Here is a 19,840-nt window from a genome sequence, read left to right as displayed (position 1 = left end):
GCATGCAGCAGGCGGGGGGCGACACGGCAGACAACGGTAGCCAGCGGTCCGACATCATCGGGTCGGCCAGCGCAGGTTCGGGCGGTCTCGGAAACGAGGCCGGCCCCGGCCTGTTGCGGCAGGCCGCCCCCATGGTTCTGTCGCGCGCCGGCATCGCCGCCATGGCGATCGTCGACGCACTCATGGTCGCACGCCTCGGATCGAGCGAACTGGCGGCCACCACGCTTGCCGACGGCACTTTCGGCCGCATCGTGGATATCTGCATTTCTGGCCTGCATGCCGCACTGGTGCTGACCGCTGCGGCGCGCCTGCCGGAGAGAACCGCCGAACGCATCGCCGTCTGGCATCGTGCGACGGCCGCAGCCCTGCTCGCCGGCTTTGTCGTTCTGGCCCTGGCACCGTTCGCCGGTGTGCTGCTCGCCGCCTCGGGTCAGGAGGCAGCACTGTCCGCCCGCTCCGGCACCGTCATCCTCATCCTTGCCGCTGGCCTGCCGGCCGGCCTCGTGGCGCTTGCCGCTGCCGTGCATCTGGAAGGTATCGGCCGCGCCGGGCTCGTGGCCCGGTGGATGATCGCGGCCAATCTCGCCAATGCCGGGCTGAACGCCCTGCTGATCGGCGGCTTCGACCCGATCCCGGCGCTGGGTACGGCAGGATCGGCGACAGCGACAACGCTTGTGCGCATCGCGCTTGCCGTGGCACTTGTCATGGCTCTGCGCCGCATCGAAGGACCCGCAGCCTTCCGCAGGGCGCATCAACCTGACAAGGCACGCGCCGCGTCCGGCAGGCGGGATCACCTGAAACTCAGTCTCGGTGCTGCGAGCACGGCCGCCGGCATGCATGCGCTTGGCGTCTGGCTAACCGTCTTCGCCGGCTGGCTTGGCACGGCTGCACTTGCGGCGTTTGCCTCCGGCTGGGTGCTGAACCTGCCCGGCCTGCTGCTTGCCGCCGGCATCGGCGATGCAATCTCCATGCGCGCCGCATCGGCGGCACCCGGACAGGCAACGAAGCGGCTCTGGCGCGATCTCGCGGCGCTCGCCATCGTTCTCGCACCCTTCACGGCTATCCTCTTCTTACTCCCCGGCACCATCGCCACCCACTTCACACCCGACGAGACCCTCGCCGGGCTGATGACGTCGCTCCTGCCGATCAGCGGTCTGGTACTGATGCTCGACGGCATGAGCTACGGTGTCTTTGCCGCCCTTCGCGCCCGCAAGGATATCGGCCTGCCGACGCTGATCCAGGTCGGCTGCATGGTGCTGACCGTCCTGCTCGCCGCCGCCTTCGCCTTCAAGCTCGACCATGGCGTGCTCGGCCTCATGCAGGCAATCATCATCACCAGCCTGCTGCGGCTTACCCTGCTGTTTGCCCGCCTCATCGCCGTCTTCGGCACCCGCCCGTCCCTCGAAACCCTGCCCGCGTGACCGCAATGACCGCTCAGCCGAACCTTTCCCGCATTCCCGCAACCGATGCCGCAGACTGGTTCGGGCTCAGCCACGCCCAGCGCGCGGTGTGGCTCGACATGCGCCTGATCGACGATCCCTCTGCCTATCAGGTCGGCTGCGTCGTGACGTTCGAAAGCGCCATCGATCCGGACCTTGCACGCCAGGCCGTGCGTATGATGGCGGGACGGCACGAGGCGCTGCGCCTGCGGATCGACCGCGACGAACCGCGCCAGCGCATCGAGGCTGCGGGGCGCCCGCCCTTCCGCCTCGTCGATCTCACGGATGAAGCCGATACGGAAGCCGCTGCCCGCGCCCATGTCGAGGCGATGCACCGTCGAGGGTTTGCGCTCGGCGACGAGCCGCTGTTTCGCGTCGATCTCCTGAAGCTTTCGGACAACCGTTTCCAGCTGATGCTTCTCGCCCACCATCTCGTGGCCGATGGCGTGGCACTCGGCATTGCGCAGGCCCACTGGCTGAACGCCTACCGCACGCTCAGCGGCGAAGGCGAGGAGGATGGCGGCGGCACCGACGCGGTCATGCCGCGCTCCACCTATCGCAACGTCGTTGCCGATGACGAGGCCTATGCCGCCTCGCCCCGGCATGCCGAAGACCTCGCCTACTGGACCGCCCGGCTCTCGCCGCTTCCCGGTCTCGTACTGGACGGCCTCGCCGTGCAGGCGACGTCGCCGGACGACCGACAGGCGGCAGACCTCATCCCGCCGCTGCGCTTCGGCGCAACGGAACACGCGGCCCTCGACGCTCTGGCCCGCGCGCTTGGCACGACGACGCACCGCACGCTGCTGGCGGTGATCGCGATCGCGCTTGCGCGCCGTTTCCGCCGCGAGGATTTCACCATCGGCATGGCGCTGCACCGGCGCGAGGCGACGACGCGCTGCACGATCGGCATGCTGGCCGGCATCCTGCCCGTGCGCTGCCGCATCGATCATGGCGCGACGCTCAGACGGGCCATCACGGCATTCGCTGCGGACGCGGAGGCGGATCTGCGCCACCAGCGCCTTCCCGTCGATGCCATCGGCCGGGCCCTTGCCGCCACCGGCGCCTTCGACGAGCGCCCGGAGCGCAACCTCTTCGACGTCGCCGTCACCATCATGCCGGGCCTGCGACGGCCGGCCGTAACGATCGGAAGCCTGCCGGTGACATCAGCGCCGATCCGCGAACGCGAACGCTCGCCGCTCGGCATCTACGTGGACGAGGAGCCGGGCAGCGCCGGCCTGACGATCGGCTTCGGCTACGATCCGGACATCCTGTCATGCGCCGACATGCTCCGCCTGCGCGACGTGCTCGACAACGTCTTCGCTACCCTCCTGGAGGACCCCGATCGCCGCCTCGACACGCTGGACGGTCTGGCCGCCGAAGAACGCGCCGCCCTTGCGGCATGGTCAGCCGGACGGAGCCTCGCTGTGCCCTCCGCAACCCTGCCGGACCTCTTCGAACGCCAGGTGGCGGCCAATCCCGCGGCAATCGCGGCTGTCAGCGACACCGGCCAACTGGATTTCGCCGGCCTCGACCAGGCGGCCAACCGCGTTGCCGCACGGCTTCGCGAACAGGGCATCGTCCCCGGCGATTCGGTGGGCGTGTGCCTGGAGCGGTCGATCGAGAGCATCGCCGCGCTCATCGGCATCCTGAAGGCCGGCGCCGTCTACCTGCCACTCGACCCCGCCTACCCGGCCGAACGGATCGCCGGCATGATCGCCGAAGCCCGCGTCGTGGCGGTCCTGACCGACGCCGCCTGCGAAGCCGTACTGCCCGAAGAGACCCCGCACCTTCTGCTCGCCAATGGCTGGCCTCTGTCAGGACCCGCCACACCGGCCCCCGACCGGAGTGGCCTCAGCGCAGCCTCGCGCGCCTATGTCATCTACACCTCCGGCTCCTCCGGCACGCCAAAGGGTGTCGCCGTCAGCCACGGCGCGCTTGCCAATCTCGCCTTCGCCCGCGTCGACCATGACCCCATCAGTCCCGGCGACCGGGTGCTGGCGGCCATCTCCATCGGGTTCGACGTGTCGCTCGGCCAGTTGCTCACCCCGCTACTGCATGGGGCGGTCGTCGTGGTCGCCGGAGACATCAGAGGCATTTCCGCCGCGACGTTCTGGTCGTTCCTGGTTCGCCACGACGTTACTCATGTCAATTCCGTGCCTTCCCTCTTCGAGGCCATGCTCGCAGACGCTCCGGAGAAGACGGCGCTGAAACAGTTGATGCTCGGCGGCGAACCCCTCTCTTCGGCACTTGCCGCACGGCTTTCGGACAGGCTCGGCATTCCCGTCTGGAACATGTACGGCCCGACCGAGACCTGCATCGACGCGACCGCATGGCGGTTTCCGGATGCCGGTCCAGCCCGCGACGCAATCGACGGACGCGCCCTGCCGATCGGCCGGCCGCTCCCGAACTACACCGGTCATGTGCTCGATACGGCGCTGGCACCGGTCGGCATCGGCATCGAGGGTGAACTGTACATCGGTGGTGCGAGTCTGGCAGAGGGCTATCTGGATCGTCCGGACCTGACCCACGCGGTCTTTGTCGAGCATCCCGTGCTGGGGCGGCTCTACCGCACTGGCGACAGGGCCGCCTGGAACGAGGACGGCACGCTCGGCTTCCTCGGCCGGCGCGATGCGCAGGTGAAGATCCGTGGTATCCGCATCGAGCTCGGCGAGATCGAGGCCTTGCTGCACCAGCATTCCGATGTGGCGCAGGCGGCCGTCATCGCCCGCAGCAAGGGCGGCGCCGAGCCGCGTCTCATCGCCTATGTCGTGCCCGCAATGGTCGAGCAACAGGACGGCGAAGCCCTGCGCGCCCATCTTTCCGCGCACCTGCCGAGCCACATGGTGCCGAGCGCCGTGGTTTTCCTCGCGGCTCTGCCGCTCACCGCAAACGGCAAGCTCGACCAGCGCGCGCTGCCCGATCCGACAGCCGCCGCAAGCGAGGGCGGCACCCCGCCATCGACACCGACGGAAATGATGATTGCGGGCCTCTACGCCAACCTGCTCGGCGTCGGCGACGTCACCACCGCCAGCCACTTCTTCGCCCTTGGCGGCCATTCTCTGATGGCGACGCAGATGGCGACGAAACTGCGCGAGACGATGCAGATTGATCTCTCCTTGCGCATGCTGTTTGAATCGCCCCGGCTTGGCGATCTGGCGGCCCGAATTGATGCGCTGCTCGGCGTACCCGCAGCCGCCGCTGGCGCTGCACGCCTTCTGGCGACATCCGAGCGGCCGTCCCCCCTGCCGCTATCCTTCGAACAAGAACGCCTCTGGTTCCTCGACCGGCTGGAACCGATGAGCGCGGCCTACAACATCCCGGTCGTGCTCAGACTGGACGGAGCGCTCGACGTCGCGGCCCTTACCAGCGCCTTCGACACGATCGTGGCACGGCACGAGAGCCTGCGAACCGGCTTTGCCGAGATAGATGGCATGCCCGTTCAGGTCATCCACGACGACCGCCGCATGCGCCTCACCATCGATGAGCCCGCCGATGCAGGCGCAATCCACGTAGCGATTGAGGCCGAAGCCATCCGGCCGTTCGATCTCAGCCGCGATTGCCTGATCCGCGCCAGACTGCTGACCGCCGGCCCTCAGAGCCACCTGCTCGTCTTTGTCACCCATCACATCGTCTCGGACGGCCTTTCGGCAGGCATCCTGATGCGTGAGCTCTCGGCTGCCTACGCTGCATTTGCAGGCGGCGAGACACCCGATCTGCCGGCACTCCCCGTCCAGTATGCCGACTACGTGCTGTGGCAGCGCAAGACACTGACCGACGAAGCCGTCGCCAGCGAAGCCGAGCATTGGCGCGGCGCGCTCGCCGGTGCACCGGATGCCCTTGCGCTTCCGCTCGACCGGCCCCGCCCGGCCGTGCGCCGCAGCGCGGGCGCCAGCATCCCGCTCAGCCTGCCGCCCGAAGCGGCCGCCGCCGTCGCAACATTTGCCCGCACCGCCGGGACGACGCCCTTCATCGTGCTCGCCGCAGCCTGGAGCGCGCTGATGGGCCGCTGGTCCGGGCAGGACGACATCGTCTTCGGTGCGCCTGCCGCCAATCGCGGCGCGCCGGAACTCGAAGGCATTGTCGGCTTCCTCGTCAACACCATGGTCCTGCGCGCCGATCTTTCCGGCGCACCAGGCCTCAAGACGCTGGCCGAACGGCTGACGGCACGCATGGGCGAGGCCTTCGCCCATACCGACCTGCCCTTCGAAAAGCTGGTAGATGCGCTAAACCCGCCGCGCCAGCCCGGCCTGCATCCGGTGTTCCAGACCATGGTGGCGCTCCAGCCTGCCATACCCTCGCATTTCGCCTTCGGCGATCTGACGGCACATGCCGTTCCGCTTCCCGAGGCGACCGCAAAATTCGATCTCACGCTGGTGCTGACGGAGAGAGAAAACGGCTTCTCCGGCGCGATTGCCTATGCGACGGACATTTTCGAGCGCGCGACGGTCGCACGCATGGCCGCGCATTACGTCACTCTGCTGTCCGCCGCGCTGAAGGCGCCGGACGTCAGCGTCCACCGCCTGCCGCTGCTGAGCCAGGAGGAGCGCGCCGCTCTCATAGCGCTTGGGACCGGCGAAAGTCGCACCGTGGACCGCCTACCGATACCGGCACTCTTCGCGCGCCATGTCTCGGCACAACCGGATGCCTTAGCCGTCATCCATGGTTCTCGCTCGCTGACCTTCGCGGCGCTGAACCGAAAGGCCAATCGCCTCGCCCATCGGCTGATCAGTCTCGGTGTCGCCCCCGGTCAGCCCGTCGCCGTCATCGTCGGGCGCAACGAGCGCCTGCCGGTTGCGGCCCTCGCGGTCATGAAGGCCGGCGGCGTCTATATGCCGCTCGATCCGGGCAATCCCGCCGAGCGCATAGCGGGCGTCTTCGAGACCGCCGATCCCGCCACGATCATCACGGACAAGGCCAGCGCCACCCATCTGCCGTCAGCAGGGACGAGCGCGCGCCCTGTCATCGACCTCGACGCCTTCGACTGGGAGGACGGGCCGGATCACGATCCGGTCGAGAGCGCCGGACTTATCGCCATCACCGCCGCCGACCCGGCCTACATCATCCACACCTCCGGCTCGACCGGTCGCCCCAAGGGCGTGGTCGTCAGCCATGGCGCGCTGGTCAGCCTTGCAGAGGCCCGTCTCGCGCACGACCCGATCGGGTCCGGCGACCGGGTCGCCGCAACGCTGTCGATCGGCTTCGACGTCTCGATCGGCCAGATCGTCACGCCGCTGCTGGCGGGCGCCACCGTCGTCGTCATGGATGACCCGGCCGGCCTTTCGGGTGCGGAGTTCTGGGCAGCGCTTGCCCGCGACGGCGTCACGCACATGAATTTCAGCCCCACCTTCCTGGATGCGGCGGTCGAGGCGCCCGTGCCGCCGGGTCTGGCGCTCAGGCGCCTGATGCTGGGGGGCGAGGCCTTCCAGACGGCCGTCGCGCGGCGCATTGCCGCTGCCCTGCCCGGTGTCGAGATCTTCAACATGTACGGTCCCTCGGAAACCGTGATCGATGCGACCGCCTATCGTTTCCGGGGCACGGAGACGGCAGCGACGCTGCCGATCGGTCGGCCGCTTCCCAACTACCGCGTGCTGATCCTCGATGCGGCGTTGGAACCCGTTCCACACGGCATCACGGGTGAGATCTACATCGGCGGCGCGAGCGTCGCTGAAGGCTATCTCGGCCGCGCGAAGGAAACCGCCGCCCGCTTCCTGCCCGACCCGTTCGGTGGACCGGACGACCGATTCTACCGGACCGGCGACCTCGCGCGCTGGAGCGCTGACGGGGCCATCGAGTTCATCGGTCGCGCCGACAGCCAGGTGAAGATCCGTGGCCATCGCATCGAACTCGACGAGATCGCCGCTGCCCTGCGCGCCTATCCCGCCGTCCGATCCGCTGCCGTCGTGACCGCGAAACGCAGCCAGGAGACGGTTCTCGTGGCCTATGCCGTCACGGATGGCTCAGCGGAGGCCACTGCGAACTGGCGTGCGCATCTTGCCGCGCGCCTTCCGGCCTATATGGTGCCCGTGGCTCTGGTTGCCGTCGATGCCCTGCCGATGACGGTGAACGGCAAGCTCGATGTCGCCGCCCTGCCGGCTGCCGACCTTGCGTCGGACGCCGAACCCGCGACACCGCCACGCGACGACCTCGACGCTACGCTGCTCGGCCTGTGGCGCGAGCTGCTCGGTCTTGATGGTCTCGGCATCGACCACAACTTCTTCGCCGCCGGCGGCCATTCGCTACAGGCGCTCCGGCTTTCTGCCAGCGTCAAGAAGAACCTCGGCATCGACCTCCCCGTCGCGGCCCTCTACCGCGCCCAGACCGTCAGGACGCTTGCCGATGACATCCGCTCGGGCAAGGCGCTGAAAGCGGGCGGGCCGCTGATCAAGCTCGGCGATGGCCCCGGCCGCCCCGTGTTCTGCTTCCATCCCGTCGGCGGCGCGCCCTTCGGCTACTTGGGGATCGCCGACCTGCTGTCCGGCAAACGTCCCGTCTACGGCATCCAGGCGACCGGTCTCGATGCCGGCGAGAGCGTGGCCGAAAGCCTTGATGCGATGGTTGAGAGCTACATGGCGGCCATCCGTACCTGCCAGCCGCAAGGCCCTTACGCGCTGATCGGCCATTCCTTCGGCGGTCTCCTCGCCTTCGAGATCACCCGCCGGCTGGAAGCCATGGGCGAGACGGTTGAGCGTCTGGTGATGATCGATACCTCGCCCGCAGGTGAAGCCTGGAACATGGAGATGGCTGAGCACACCGCTGCCCGCATCGTCCGCCTCGAACGCGACCGCGCCGGCTCCGACGCCCCGATCGACCCGGCTCAGGAGCAGCGGGTGACGGCTGTCGTCGCCAACAACATGCGGCTCTCCCACTCCTATGCTCCGCAGCCGGTCGAAACCCCACTCGTCTACCTGCGGGTGCGCCGTGGCGAGCTTCCGCCGGACCCGTCCCGCGAAGCCTACTGGACAACGAAATCCGCTCGGCCCGATCTCCAGGCCCCGTGGGACGTCGATCATTTCGCCGTTCTGAACCGCGACAATGCCGCAACGCTTGCTCGGTTCTTCCATTGAAGGGCTTGGCGCGCGAACGCGAACGGGCGTCGCCCATGCAACGGTCTTGAATTCTGCGAGCGACGGCGTTATTTTTCAGGAGTCCTTACGATGGCGTAAACCGCCGGAAGCTCTTCGCTCAGACTAGGGATTGAACCTGCGCGTAAGCTCGCCAGCCCGTACGGGTTTTCCCTATCTTAAGCGTGATGGTGATCGGGATGAATCCCATAACCGTCACTCCTGTTCGAGAGCAAAGCCTTTGCCTCGGTCTGGGCGGCTCATCCTCCCTGACGAGCCGGATGGCTCGACGCACGCGGCTTCTACCCTCGATTGGAGAGGTGTAGTATGTTGGTGAGCGGGCGTCAGCTTTCTGAAACCCGATGGCGATGAAAAACGTCAGGAGGACACCGCCGCGAGCACCCGGCCACAATCGGGGCGCCGGACGGGCATCAATAGTCGAATGCCCTATTCGTCGCGGCGTGCGAGCTTGCGGATGGCGCCCGTCTGCGTGGGATCGACAAGGGTGGGCGCGGAGGCGAAGGGGCAGGTACGGGCCGCGTCTTCGGGCTTGTGGCCCGGCACGCAGCTTTCCTCTTCGATCATGTCGATGGGGTCGATATCCTGAAAAAGTGCCAGGGTCTCCGGCGACGCCTGAAGGGTGCCGCGCAGCTCCGGCTTAATCGTCGTCGGCGCCGACGAGACGTCGATGAGCACATCGACCCGCAGGTTGATAGGGACTACGATGTTTTCCGGCAGCGCGACGATGACGTCGAGGACGCGCGTGTCGCGCTTTTCAGTCGGACCTTCCGCCGTGATTGTCTTGGCACCGAGCCGGGGGCTGATCCGCTGCACGGTACCGGTGAGCTTGCGTTCGCCAAAGGCCGCCGCCGAGATCGTCGCCGTCTGACCGACCGCGAGGGCCGCGATATCGGCCTCGTCGATCTGGGTTCGGACGATTAGGCGGGATATGTCGGCAATCTGCATGACCGAAGCGGCCGCCTGCGAGGTAATGGCTTCGCCCGGTTCGCGGTAGCGACGCAGGACGATGCCGTCGATCGGCGCACGCACATAGGATTTCTCGACGGCAGCGCGGGCTTCGGCAAGCTGGTTTTCGGCAAGGGCCACCTCGCCGCGCGCGGCATCGACCTCTTCGGGCCGCGAGCCGTCGCGCAGGATCAGCAGCGCCTGGATCGCGGAGGCCCGCCGCTCGCGGCTGGCCGATAGGGAGCTCGCCACCTGGTTCACTTCCTCGCGCGAAACGGCACCCTGGGCTGCCAGGGTGCGGCGACGTTCGAACTGCAGGTTGAGGAGCTTCAGATTGCTTTCCTCTTCCCGCACCTGGGCCTCCGCCTGGAGGATTTCCTGCTGGCGCGGCCCCTTTTCGATCATGGCAAGCTGGGCGCGTTTGATCTGCAGCGTCGCTTCGGCCTGCGCAACACGGGCTTTAAGGTCGTCGTTGAAAAGCTCTGCTAGCACCTGCCCCCGCCTGACGCGGTCGCCTTCGTCGGCGAGGACGGAGGCGAGCACGCCGACCATACCCGACGCGACGTCCGTCGCACCCGTCAGGGGTTCGACGACACCGAGGCCCGCGACGATACGCGCCGCTTCCTCGCCGTCTCCCTGGGCGAACAGCGGATCGACCGGTACTGTCGTGCCGGTGACGACGGGATTGATCGCGATGCCGGGCCTGGCCGGCGCGTCCTGAAAGAGGGCGATCGCCGTCGCCGTGGTGACGAAGAAGACGGCGAAGCTCGCCGAGGTCCGGGACGCAGTGAAAATCAACGCAAACTCCTACTCTCGCCCGGCGCCGCCGCGCGCACCGTTCCAGCTTCGGATACGACAAGACCGTCTTCTATCGTGATCGCGCGATCGACGAGGTTTTCCACGCGCTGGTCGTGTGAGACGAGCACCACCACACGATTCTTCTCCCGGGCCAGCCGGCGGAAAGCATCCACAACCATTGCCCCCGTCACCCCGTCGAGCGCCGCCGTCGGCTCGTCCGCCAGGATGACGTCGGGTTCGTTCATCAGTGCGCGCGCCACCGCGACACGCTGGCGCTGGCCGCCGGAAAGCTGCCCCGGCTTGTGTTCGGCACGGTCGGCGAGGCCGACTTCGGCGAGCAGATCGCGCGCGCGCCGCTCTGCGCTGCGGCGGTCCACGCCGCGAATATCAAGGGGAATGGCGACGTTTTCCCATGCCGTGAGGGTTGGGAAAAGATTGAAGAACTGGAAGACGAAGCCGATGCGCGACAGACGCAACTGGCGCAAGTCTTTCTCCGACGCATTTTCCGTCGTCTCGCCGCAGATCGTCACCCGGCCCTTGTCCGGCACCTTGAGCGCACCCATCAATTGAAGCAGGGTGGTCTTGCCGCTGCCGGAGGGGCCGCGCACCATCAGCACCTCGCCGGGTTCGGCAACGAGCGACACGCCGCGCAGCGCATATGTGCCCGTTTCGCCCTTGCCATACCAGAGGTGAGCGTTTTCCACGCGGATGGAGCGATCGAAACCGGTCATCGGAACACACTCGTCGGATCGATCGTCATCAGCTTGCGGATGGCGACGAGGGCGGAGAGGCAGCACATCACCAAGGCGGCAATTCCCAGCCCGACCAGCGCGGTGGGCGGCAGGAGAATGGCAGCCGGCGAATTGCGCGCAAGTAACGCAACGACGCTCGCAATGACGGCGGCGATCGCATAACCGACGCCGCCGCAGATCAGCGCCTGCTTCAGCACGATCGCATTGAGGTAGCCATGGCCCGCCCCGATGGCCGCCAGCGTCGCATATTCGCCGATCCGCTCCAGCGTCGCGGCGTAGAGTGTCTGGGCAAGAATGACGACGCCGACCACGGCGCCGAGCGAGGCGCCCAAGAGCAGGGCGGTGCCGGCACCGGTGGTGAAAATCCAGTAATTGCGGGACTTGTCGGCAAAGGCGCTCGCGGTCATGATGTCGGTATCGGGCGAGGTTGCTTGCAGGCGCGCGACGAGGTCGCCGATCGCCACGCCCGGCGCCGCCTTCACCAAAACATAGCTCGCATCGCCATCCTGCACATCCGTGTAGCGCAGCGCATTGTTGTAGGTCGTGAACACGTAGGGCGCCTGCGTGAAGGTGCGTGCGCCTTCCGTGAAGCCCGCGACGACAGCCTTGCGACCGTTGATCTCAACCCGGTCGCCGATCTTGGACACGCCGAGTTTGCCGGCGTAAAGGCGGTCGATCATGACCGCGCTCGGCGCGGAAAGGTCCGCGACATCCCCCTCGACGACGTTCCAGGGGCCGGCCATGCGAGTCTGCGGGTCGAAGCCGACGATGATGACGAGCTGCGCGCCGCCTTGCGGACGCCTCCAGGAAACGAAGCGCACGATATGGCGGCTGACGGTTTCCACGCCGTCGGTCTTCAGCGCTCGGAACACACTGCGCTGCGGCTGGAGCGAGGACTGGTCGACATTCGTCGTGCCGCGCGGCACCATCCAGATGTCGGCGCGCGCATTGTCGACGAGCCCGGCCGTGGTAACGGAGAAGCCGAGCAGCATGCCCATCTGGATCGCCATGAGCACGACGGCGAAGACAACGCCGATCAGGGTCGCGATGAAGCGAACCGGCTCATGCACGAGATTGCGCCAGGCAATCAGGGTGGTCATGCGAGGACACGCTCCGCAGGTTGGCGACCGGCCGTCTTGCAGGCTGACTGACGGCCTGCGCTCGCCCCACCGTGGTTGGGCAACGCCTGCCAGCCGAGAGCCTCCGGCCGTCTTCTTCAACCAAGGAATATGAGAGTATGGTAAACAAAGACATAATCGCGCCGCCACGCGGAGGCTCTCGGCGATCCCTTCGCGGCGGCAGATTGCTGCAATGCTGTCCTCGCCGCGAAGGCCCTCCAGCACAATACGGATTTTGTCCTCGGCCGAATGATGCTTGCGCGTGGGGCGGCGGATGTCCTTGATCGTCTTCTCGGCCGTCGATTTCTGTGGCCCGGAGATTTTTGTCTCATCTTCGCTTCCTGGCGTCACGACACGAAAGTATCCAATCTGTCCGACATTTCAGAACAGAGTGAGAACTCTGTTCTGAAGGCATCAAATTTGAAAGAGTTTTCGTACCAACTCCGGTGATTCAGCCGTGCCGTCTGCTGCAAGAGGCAGAAAGTGTTGTGTCTGCCATTGCTGCGTTCGTATCGCGTCCTTCAGCGTTGGTGCGCGGATCGTTAATGGCGGTGTCGTAGGCGATCGGCCATCGCAATTATTGGTCTCTCCCACAACGATGCCTTTCAAACACAACGCGTCCCGCCGCCATCGTATCGGCAAGATGAAGTTCAAAGTGACGAATTGGGCGGAGTATGAGGCAGGACTTCGTCGGTGCGGTAGCCTGACACTTTGGGTGACGCCGGAGGCGTTGTCATCATGGCAGGCGCCGAAGCGGATGACGCGCGGTGGACAGCCCCGCTATTCCGACCTGGCGATTGAGACTGCCCTGACCCTGGGACTTATGTTCGGCCTGCGGCTGCGCCAGACGGAGGATTTGCTGACATCGCTACTGAAACTGATGGGCCTGGATCTCGCCGTTCCCGATCACACGACACTGAGCCGTCGGGCCAGTAAGCGGAGAGTTCCGGACAAGCGGCCAGGTGATCGTGTCCCTGAGAACGGGCCTATCCACGTCATGATCGATGGTCCCGGTAGGGACGATGGTTGCCCATCGCCCCCCGGCCAGATCCGTACGTGCGGCACTACCGCATACGGCTCCTATCGGATGTTGTGACGGTGAACCGAGCATCTGGATGCGGGTGCAACAGACGACATGGCGGCAGGTATTTGCGAAGCAGCCTTTGGAATCGATCCCAAGGCAGCCGGTGTCTCTGGCTTCGACGCATCAAAGCGTGTCGCCAGGCGCGACCAACTTCCCAGCGGAGCCCTCCCAATCTTCTCAGATTGTCGGGCACCGCATGGTAGTTCAAATACCCCTGCAACACTTGCCTTAGCCACCGACCTACTATTGCCACTGGTTCATGGCGCCGTCGCATTAGCGTTTCCCGAATGGCCGTCAGCGTCGTGCGCATTCGCTTCTTGATTGTCAGACGGACAATCTTGAAGCCTCCATCATTGCGCCGCCTGCCGCAGCAGTGCGTGAATTCCAGAAAGTCGAAGGTCTCTGGCTTGCGGATACCACGTTCCCGGCATTGTCGCGCGGCATACCGCCCGAAGCGAATCAGCCGCGTCTTCTCCGGGTGTAGTTGCAAGCCGAACTGAGCGAGCCGCTCCCGCAATGCTTGCAGAAAGCGCTGCGCCTCTCCTTCGTACTGGAACCCGTGTCACGCTGTCGTCGGCATAACGGACAATGATCACGTCGCCTTTGGCATGTCGAGTACGCCATTGCTGGACCCATAAATCCAATGCGTAATGCAGATAGATATTCGATAGCACGGGGCTAATTACAGATCCTTGGGGAGTTCCTCGCGTCGATGCCACGCGGCGGCCATCCTCAATCGTGCCCGCTTTCAACCATTTGTAGATCAGACGTATCAGCCGGCGGTCACCAACTCGATGCGACAGGAAACGGAGCATCCACTCGTGATCGATTTCATCGTAAAACGAGCGAATATCCGCGTCCAATATCCAGTTGATCTTCCGTTTGTCGATCCCAACCCACAAGGCGTCCAGCGCGTCATGCTGTCCCCTTCCTTGTCGGAACCCATATGAGAAGCCCAGGAAGTCCTGCTCATAGATCGCGTTCAGGACCGTGGTAACGGCCATCTGCACGACTTTTTCTTCCAGCGCTGCAATGCCGAGTGGACGGAGTCTTCCGTCATTCTTCGGAATGTAGACCCGTCGAGAGGGTTGTGCACGATATGCACCGGATTGTATCTCCCGGTGCAGTTCGTGCACACGCCCGTCGAGGGTCTTCTCATAGTCGTACCACGTCACGCCATCCACACCGCTCGCCGCCTGCTTGCGAAGCGCATGGAAGCTCTTCACCAATAGCGCCGGAGTGATGTGGTGCATCAGCGCCGTGAAACGCATCTTCGGGTTCCGCTTGGCGGCTTCCCGTACACCTTCGATCCCCATCGAAGCGTGTTTTAACCGGCTCTGTGTCCGGCACGCTGGAGTCTCAAAGGCGTTCCCTCCGATTACACCCCTTCCCTCCATTGCCTCCGCAGGATCATCTCCTTTGTTCGGCAACTTCTGCGGTACTATGGACGTATCCGACTTCTCATAAGCGTTGACGACTGGATTGTGGTCAACGACCTTCCCAGTCCCGTCCAGTCCTTTCGCACTGGACACTGATGAGATCTCGCTGCTTCCGTATGAAAGACTTCCCGGCATGCACAGGGTCTCCGACCGCGCGGGATCGGGGCATGGCTTGCGATTGACGCCATGCACCGTGTTGCCTTCCGCTTCGCTTAACAGCGTCGGCATCCCGAATTGATCATTTCGCGGCTCAATGGCCGGCCTGCCGGTTTCCCCTGTCAACGCTTCGACGCACACCTCGCGATGTGCCCCGCATGACTCGGGGTCAGAGTGATTCGCCACTTCTTCTCCGTGTTGAACTTTCATCAACTATCTTTCATCGGCTTTGCAGCCGCACTAAGCGCGATTTTCAGGTCTTGCCGCAGAGATGGGTTTAGCAGGCTTGTGTCCATTACGGAGGTTATGGACACAAGCGTGGCGCGGCTGTTGGACTTGCCTCGGAAAAGTGGAGAGGCATTTTCAGATCAAGCGGCCAGTCTCTCGAACTGTGCGGGGCTTAGGTAGTTAAGCGCCGAGTGCCGACGGGTGGGATTGTAGAAGCCATCGATATAGCGGGCAATGGCATTTTCGGCCTGGTTTCGGGTTTGATAGATCGTCCTCCAGATCAGCTATGATTTCAACGTCTTGAAGAACGTTTCGACCATGGCGTTATCATAGCAATTTCCCTTTCCCGACATTGAGATCAAAATGCCTTTGCTGCGCAGGAGCGCCTGATAGTCGATAGAACAATATTGACTACCACGATCGGAATGATGGACCAGGCCAGGCTTTGGACGCCGCATGACAATGGCCTTGCGAAGAGCATTGAGTGCCAGTTCGCGGTGCAGCCGGTCACCCACAGCCCAGCCGACGACGCGGCGAGAGAACAGGTCGATGACGACGGAAAGATACAGCCAACCCTCGCGGGTCCATAGTGGAGTAAGAAGCGCGGATGCGCTTCTCCTCCCCGAACCGTACGTGCACCTTTCAGCGCATACGGCTCTCTATTCAAGCTTGGCCCATGGCCATAGCAACGTCATGGTAGTGCGACGTAACGGTACTGCGGTCTTCAAGCCGGAAGATGTATGGGTTTCCCTCCGGATTGCGCCACCGCAATTGCGCCTTGGGGCTTGAGACAAGCCGTTGCAGCGCTTTCCCGACAGGGTCGCCGCGTTCATTGCGACCAAACACGAGCCAGGTTTTGGCCTTGCCCAATTCCGGGACCCTGAACCATTTCCGCATCAAGGGTTTGATGCGAGATCGGTACTTGTGTCCCAGCCAATGCGCCAGTTTCCAAAACACGACATGGTCGATGCGCCGGAAGACGTACGCCGTGAAGTCGGTGAACTTGTAGAACGCCGCCCATCCCGCCAATTGGCGGTTCAGGTCGGCGATCATGTCGACCGTGCTGACACTATGATTACCGGAAAGGGTTTCGGTGAGCTTGCGGACAAACCCCTTGGCCTTTTCCTTGGGTATCGTCGTGACGATGGACATCCGTCCATGCGCCCCACGCTTGCGGATGATCCGGTGCCCCAGAAAGACGAAGCCGTCATTGACGTGTGTGACATGGGTCTTTTCCATGTTCAGCGTCAACTTCAACTCACCTTCCAGAAACGCCCGGCATTCTTCGCGGATTTCCTCTGCCTGAGCTCTGGTTCCTTTTACGATCACGACAAAGTCGTCAGCGTATCGGCAATAGGCAACAGCCGGTTTCCATTGCCGGTTCTCGCGAACCGTGATGGGGCGGCCCTGCTGGATGCCGAAGTTCCATGCCCAGCGATCCTTGCGGGCCTTCTTGTTCAGGTATTTCGCCTCCAGCCAGATATCAAACTCGTGGAGCATGATGTTGGACAGGAGCGGTGACAGAACGCCACCTTGCGGGACACCCTCGCTTGAGGCCGTAAACAGGCCACGGTCGATGTGGCCTGCTTTCAAGAACCGATAGAGTAGATCGACGAACCGTCCGTCCTGCACACGTCGCCGCACGCATTTCAGAAGCAGCCGGTGATGGACCGTGTCGAAGTAGCTGGCCAAATCACCTTCGATGATCCAGCGGCCCCTCGTCGTGTCGGCACCATCCTGAAGCTGTATCCTCACGGTGCGGACGGCATGATGCACGCTCCGTTCCGGCCGGAAGCCATAGGATAAACGATGGAAATCGCTCTCCCAGATTGGCTCCATGGCCATCAGCATGGCGCGTTGGACAATGCGATCCGTCAGGGTCGGAATACCCAGTGGTCGTAGCTTGCCGTTTGATTTCGGGATATAGATGCGCTTGACCGGCTGGGGGCGATAGGTCTCCTCCAGCAGGCTTGTCCGCAGGTCGTCCAGATGCTGATCCAGTTTGACCTGAAGCCTTTGCTTATCCATTCCGTCGATGCCCGGCGTTCGTGCGCCGCTTGACGCCAGAACCATCCGAGCAGCCTCGGCAAGCCATTCCCTATTGGCAATCAGCCGAAGAAGCCGATCAAACCGTCGGTTTGGATCGCTCTCGGCCCATGTTGCGAGCTTGTGCTGCATTTCACTGATTATCAAAGGTCTTCACCTCGCTTGGTCAGATAGTTTGCACTTCAAGCAGTTTGAACTGTTCCCCTTCGCCATGTGATGGGCTTTCCCCATCCCGAACTACTACGAGAACTCCGCCAACATGATGGACATCAGGGTCAACTCCCTTGCGACGCAATACTTCGTTATCATTCCATCATGCCTTCCCTCGTTCATATGCTGGACGTCAGCGTATTGGTGAGGTTGCCGGTCGCAGTCTTTTCCCTTGCGTTCCGCAAGTCGATGCCGATGCCATGGTCTGGCTGCATTCTCCCCATGACCCCATGCGGGCGACCTACATATACGCCCGTATTCGGATGCCGCCGACTTACGTGTCCGGCAGCTTCATCAGCATTCCGCCTGTTAAGCCGTGTAGGCGAAGGCGACATTTCAGCCCTCAGATGCGGGTTAACCGGTTCGTGTTCCTCAACCTTCCAATACTTCAGCCTAGGGAACCATCTCGGCGTAACGGCTTCGCCTCAATCCCCTTTACCTGCGGGCTACGTCACCCTGCCAGTTGACGGCAAGTCACCGCCGCTTGGGCTCATGCCCCCCTCGCAGCAGGGAGCAGGCAAGTCTTCACATCCTCCCTTCTCTTTGCATTCCAGTCATATGCCTCCCCGATTGGGGCGAGGCGCACCGTAGGGAATATCAACACCCCATTTCTGATTGGGGCCGATTGCGGCGAAGTCCTGATCGATGATGTTGGGTGCAATCGGGACAGCATGCTGGCTGTCGGTCGTGCGCTTGAACCGACGCTTCTGCCGGGCATGCAGGCGATTGTCTCGCATCAGCCGTGCTGTGCGCCTCCGACCAATGGCAAAGCCACTGTCCTGCAATTCCCGCGTCATGCGTGGGCTGCCATAGGTCTCGTGAGACAGCGCATAGGCCGAGCGCAGATGCGCGAGCATCACCATGTCCTCGCGCTGCCGACGACTTGCTGCCCGGTCTTTCCAAGCGAAATAGCCACTCTGGCTGACGCCCAAAACTTTGCAGAGGCGGTGTGCGGGGAATTCATCTTTCGCCTCGTCGATGAAACGGAACTTCATCGACTTCCCTCCTTGGCGAAAAAAGTCGCGGCACGCTTCAGTATCTCACGTTCCTGCCGAAGGATTTCGTTCTCCCTGCGCAACCGTTTCAACTCGACCGCCATGTCCTCGGTGGCAGCGGATACCGCCGGCGCATCCATCGCCCGATCACGGCTACGGCCGATCCAGCGCACCAGCGTCGATAGGCCGACGCCCAGGTCCTGTGCGATCTCACGCTGAGTCCGCCCGCTCGTCTGCGCCAGCCGCACCGCTTCGGTCTCAAATTCCTTCGTAAAATTCTTCTGCTTCGGCATTCCGGTTTCCTTTCAACTCAAGAAAACCTCTCCACTTTTCCGAGGCAAGTCCAAAGAATGCCGGGCGTTTCTGGAAGGTGAGTTGAAGTTGACGCTGAACATGGAAAAGACCCATGTCACACACGTCAATGACGGCTTCGTCTTTCTGGGGCACCGGATCATCCGCAAGCGTGGGGCGCATGGACGGATGTCCATCGTCACGACGATACCCAAGGAAAAGGCCAAGGGGTTTGTCCGCAAGCTCACCGAAACCCTTTCCGGCAATCATAGTGTCAGCACGGTCGACATGATCGCCGGCCTAAACCGCCAATTGGCGGGATGGGCGGCGTTCTACAAGTTCACCGACTTCACGGCGTATGTCTTCCGGCGCATCGACCATGTCGTGTTCTGGAAAATGGCGCATTGGCTGGGACACAAGTACCGATCCCGCATCAAACCATTGATGCGGAAATGGTTCAGGGTCCCGGAATTGGGCAAGGCGAAAACCTGGCTCGTGTTTGGTCGCAATGAACGCGGCGACCCTGTCGGGAAAGCGCTGCAACGGCTTGTCTCAAGCCCCAAGGCGCAATTGCGGTGGCGCAATCCGGAGGGAAACCCATACATCTTCCGGCTTGAAGACCGCAGTACCGTCACGTCGCACTACCATGACGTTGTTATGGCCATGGGCCAAACTTGAATAGAGAGCCGTATGCGCTGAAAGGTGCACGTACGGTTCGGGGAGGAGAAGCGCATCCGCGCTTCTTACTCCACTGGCGACCTGGCAGGGCTTCGTCTATGTGGCCTTTGTAATCGATGCCTTCGCCCGCCGTATCGTTGGCTGGCGGGCCAGCCGAACGGCGCACGCGGGATTCGTCCTCGATGCTCTCAACCAAGCGCTTCATGATCGGCGGCCCGTCAAACGTGGCGGGCTGGTTCATCATTCCGATCGTGGCTCGCAATATGTGTCCATTCGCTATTCCGAACGGCTGGCGGAGGCGGGCATCGAGCCGTCTGTCGGAAGCGTCGGCGACAGTTACGACCATGCTCTCGCAGAAACGATCAACGGTCTTTACAAGGCCGAGGTCATCCATCGCCGGGGACCATGGCGCAACTTCGAAGCCGTGGAGTTCGCCACCCTCGAATGGGCCGACTTCCGTAATGGGGCGGTGGTGTCAAGTACCCTGATCTCATACGTATGCAACACGATGCGGTTGACCGCCCGCGGGCCAGTGAATCCTCTGCTGCGGCGAGCGCGGGTTGCTGGTTTCCAAGTCAT

8 protein-coding genes and 5 pseudogenes are annotated in these 19,840 nt (G+C 63.6%); 5 read left to right on the top strand and 8 right to left on the bottom strand.

Annotated elements, in window-relative coordinates; translation table 11 throughout:
• Window positions 1-2 precede the first annotated feature (2 nt).
• Together OU993_RS19370 and OU993_RS19365 are read left to right on the top strand one after the other, a co-directional pair.
• Window positions 3-1,421, top strand: a complete 1,419-nt coding sequence (locus tag OU993_RS19370; RefSeq protein ID WP_268160245.1) for an MATE family efflux transporter — start codon at window positions 3-5, stop codon at window positions 1,419-1,421.
• A 5-nt stretch (window positions 1,422-1,426) separates the two neighbouring features.
• Window positions 1,427-8,503, top strand: coding sequence for an amino acid adenylation domain-containing protein (locus OU993_RS19365; protein ID WP_268160243.1), 7,077 nt, complete (start codon window positions 1,427-1,429; stop codon window positions 8,501-8,503).
• Window positions 8,504-8,947: 444 nt separating this feature from the next.
• On the opposite strand, the gene OU993_RS19360 is transcribed toward OU993_RS19365, so the two are convergent.
• The 4 genes and pseudogenes from OU993_RS19360 to OU993_RS19345 all read right to left on the bottom strand — a co-directional run.
• Complete coding sequence (locus OU993_RS19360; RefSeq protein ID WP_268160241.1) at window positions 8,948-10,264, bottom strand: HlyD family secretion protein; 1,317 nt, start codon at window positions 10,262-10,264, stop codon at window positions 8,948-8,950.
• Entirely contained in the window at window positions 10,261-10,995 is a 735-nt protein-coding gene (locus OU993_RS19355; protein WP_268160239.1) for an ABC transporter ATP-binding protein, read from the bottom strand. Before OU993_RS19355 ends, OU993_RS19360 begins: the two co-directional genes overlap by 4 nt.
• The gene (locus OU993_RS19350; protein ID WP_268160387.1) at window positions 10,992-12,116 is read right to left on the bottom strand and encodes an ABC transporter permease; all 1,125 of its coding nucleotides are present in this window, start codon (window positions 12,114-12,116) and stop codon (window positions 10,992-10,994) included. Before OU993_RS19350 ends, OU993_RS19355 begins: the two co-directional genes overlap by 4 nt.
• 171 nt (window positions 12,117-12,287) lie before the next feature.
• Window positions 12,288-12,455 (bottom strand): annotated as a pseudogene (locus OU993_RS19345) (IS3 family transposase); the annotation flags it as partial.
• A 277-nt stretch (window positions 12,456-12,732) separates the two neighbouring features.
• Here OU993_RS19345 and OU993_RS19340 point away from each other — a divergent pair.
• Window positions 12,733-13,149 (top strand): annotated as a pseudogene (locus OU993_RS19340) (transposase); the annotation flags it as partial.
• Between the two features lie 419 nt (window positions 13,150-13,568).
• Here the strand turns inward: OU993_RS19340 and OU993_RS19335 are convergent.
• The 4 genes and pseudogenes from OU993_RS19335 to OU993_RS19320 form a co-directional block, all read right to left on the bottom strand.
• Window positions 13,569-15,023 carry a reverse transcriptase domain-containing protein gene (locus OU993_RS19335; RefSeq protein WP_442793012.1) on the bottom strand — a complete coding sequence of 485 codons (1,455 nt, stop codon included), beginning with the start codon at window positions 15,021-15,023 and terminating at the stop codon, window positions 13,569-13,571.
• Window positions 15,024-15,181: 158 nt separating this feature from the next.
• Window positions 15,182-15,631, bottom strand: a pseudogene (locus OU993_RS19330) (IS3 family transposase); the annotation flags it as partial.
• A gap of 73 nt (window positions 15,632-15,704) precedes the next feature.
• Window positions 15,705-17,219, bottom strand: coding sequence for a group II intron reverse transcriptase/maturase (gene ltrA, locus OU993_RS19325; RefSeq protein ID WP_442793011.1), 1,515 nt, complete (start codon window positions 17,217-17,219; stop codon window positions 15,705-15,707).
• 665 nt (window positions 17,220-17,884) lie between these two features.
• Window positions 17,885-18,585 (bottom strand): annotated as a pseudogene (locus OU993_RS19320) (IS3 family transposase); the annotation flags it as partial.
• Between the two features lie 82 nt (window positions 18,586-18,667).
• On the opposite strand from OU993_RS19320, the gene OU993_RS19315 reads away from it, so the two are divergent.
• Both OU993_RS19315 and OU993_RS19310 read left to right on the top strand, forming a co-directional pair.
• Window positions 18,668-19,261: a group II intron maturase-specific domain-containing protein gene (locus OU993_RS19315; protein ID WP_268160237.1), complete on the top strand. Its 594-nt coding sequence runs from the start codon at window positions 18,668-18,670 to the stop codon at window positions 19,259-19,261.
• 67 nt (window positions 19,262-19,328) lie between these two features.
• Window positions 19,329-19,724, top strand: a pseudogene (locus OU993_RS19310) (DDE-type integrase/transposase/recombinase); the annotation flags it as partial.
• Window positions 19,725-19,840 lie beyond the last annotated feature (116 nt).

This window comes from Rhizobium sp. SL86, from assembly GCF_026672545.1.
Classification (GTDB): domain Bacteria; phylum Pseudomonadota; class Alphaproteobacteria; order Rhizobiales; family Rhizobiaceae; genus Neorhizobium.
Note: the sequence above shows the minus strand (reverse complement) of the source record. Positions and strands in the feature narration are given on the sequence as shown.